This is a genomic window from Candidatus Nitrosarchaeum limnium BG20, from assembly GCF_000241145.1.
GTDB lineage: Archaea > Thermoproteota > Nitrososphaeria > Nitrososphaerales > Nitrosopumilaceae > Nitrosarchaeum > Nitrosarchaeum limnae.
Genome location: NZ_AHJG01000342.1, coordinates 1 through 1,817, shown reverse-complemented (window position 1 = coordinate 1,817; position 1,817 = coordinate 1). Strand labels below are relative to the sequence as shown.

At 31.3% G+C, this 1,817-nt stretch carries 2 protein-coding genes and 1 pseudogene; 1 reads left to right on the top strand and 2 read right to left on the bottom strand.

Going from position 1 to position 1,817, the window contains the following annotated elements; all coding sequences use genetic code 11:
- A pseudogene (locus BG20_RS11550) lies at positions 1-977 on the top strand (ABC transporter substrate-binding protein); the annotation flags it as partial.
- On the opposite strand, the gene BG20_RS11545 reads toward BG20_RS11550, so the two are convergent.
- Together BG20_RS11545 and BG20_RS11540 are read right to left on the bottom strand one after the other, a co-directional pair.
- The gene (locus tag BG20_RS11545) at positions 971-1,468 is read right to left on the bottom strand and encodes a DUF367 family protein (protein ID WP_048097269.1); all 498 of its coding nucleotides are present in this window, start codon (positions 1,466-1,468) and stop codon (positions 971-973) included. The pseudogene BG20_RS11550 and the gene BG20_RS11545 sit on opposite strands and share 7 nt — an antisense overlap.
- A gap of 33 nt (positions 1,469-1,501) precedes the next feature.
- Positions 1,502-1,817, bottom strand: a 316-nt coding sequence (locus BG20_RS11540; protein ID WP_010195684.1) for a hypothetical protein, incomplete at its 5' end; no start/stop codon positions are given.

Here is a 1,817-nt window from a genome sequence, read left to right as displayed (position 1 = left end):
CATATGATGCAGAATTTACTCCAATTGTTTCCCAATCAATTCAAACAATTATTGGAATAAAAGTTATCGATGAAAATACAATCGATGTGTACGTGAATTATTGGCATTTTGATAAAGGAGAAATTGCAGAATGGGCGTCATTATGGAGTACAGTGCCATGGGAGATTTCAGCTGCGATGGAGCAAGCAGTTCTAGATGGTAAAGCATCTTTTTCAAGATCAGGGGCGACCAACAAAAACATCAGTTGGATTTCACTGATTGTTCCAAATGATGCTCAGATGATTAAAAGATACTTGGATGAATTTAGTGAGAAAAAATTTATTCCAAAATCATTGGAATCATCTAAAATTGGTTTTGATTATTTTAACAATAGATATAATGCATCATCAAAATGGATTACAGAACACAATCACGCTGTAATTAGTAATGGACCATTTTATCTTAGTGCATACTCACCAGAATCAAGAACAATTACAGTCAATGCATTTGATGATCAAACATATCCTTTCAAAGCAGGTCATTGGGCAGAATTTGAAAGCACGATATTTCCAGAGATAGTCAACGTCAATGTACCAGATATAGTTGAAAAAGAAAGTGATCTAATCATAGATGTAGAAACTACACATGCAGATTCAATTCTTTATTTTATTACAGGCAATAATGAAAATTCAACATTATCTGAAATAATTAAAATTGATAAAAACTTTACAGAGATAAATATCTCAGGGGAAGACGTAGAAAAACTGGGAGTAGGTGCAAAAGATCTAAAAATATTTGCAATTTCCAATTCAGTACTAAAACCAGATTATTATTCTACAGGTTTCTTAGTGGTAAAGAACAAAGATACTTTACCAGAAATAAACCAAGTCAATGTTGAATTTAATAGAAAAGATAATTTTGAAGCAATGTGGTTGATAATAATTGGAATTTGTGTAATTATTGGTGTATCATATATTAAAAAAAGAAAAAATCATTGATTAGACAAACCATATTCTTTTAGAATTATATCTATTTGATCTTCAGATTCAAGTTTTGAATATTCGTCTAACAGATTTTGATTTAATTCATAAAAAGTGTGTCCCCATTTGAACTTGTCAAGAATTGCAAGTGCATCGTCTCTAAATCCTAGAATAAATAAAGATGCAGAAAGGGCTTCAGCAGTAGTTAATTTATTTAATTTTGAGTAATTAATTGGATTACCTGCAAGTAATGGAGGCAATTTTCTTTTAATACCATTAAATTTTTTTGAGAATGCCTGATCTGCCAGAGTCCAAGAGCAATCAATTCCAATTATAGAATTTATCAAAGATTTATCAGAAGGTAAAAGAGTTTTTTCAGAAAAAGGATCCAAAACCAGTCCTTTATTTCCTATTTTTTTGATATTTTTTGCAATTCCAAACTTAACCATCTTTGCAGCAGTACATTTTTTTGGATCATCTTGATAAAACATCAAAACTTGAAGATTCATCTAAAATAATACAGAGTAAACAGTATTTTGAACTTACTCTAAAACAGAGTAATTAACTCTATAATAAAATCGGGATGCTTGTTCTTCTTTGATGATATCTACAGTCCAGTTTGCATCAGGTAAGAATCCATCAGGGGATTCTGGAAGGATATCAAATTTTTCAAGATAAACATCAGGACCGCTGTATCTAATTTTTAGATTAACACCATCAACAGATACAACTTCATATATTTGTCCAGGTTTTCGGGTAGAATCTTTTACAAGACAGTTTTCACCAGGTCCAATAACACAAACTCCAGACTCAGAGGTGACCCTAAGATTGACGGTGGATTGATCAGTTTTTGCAGTA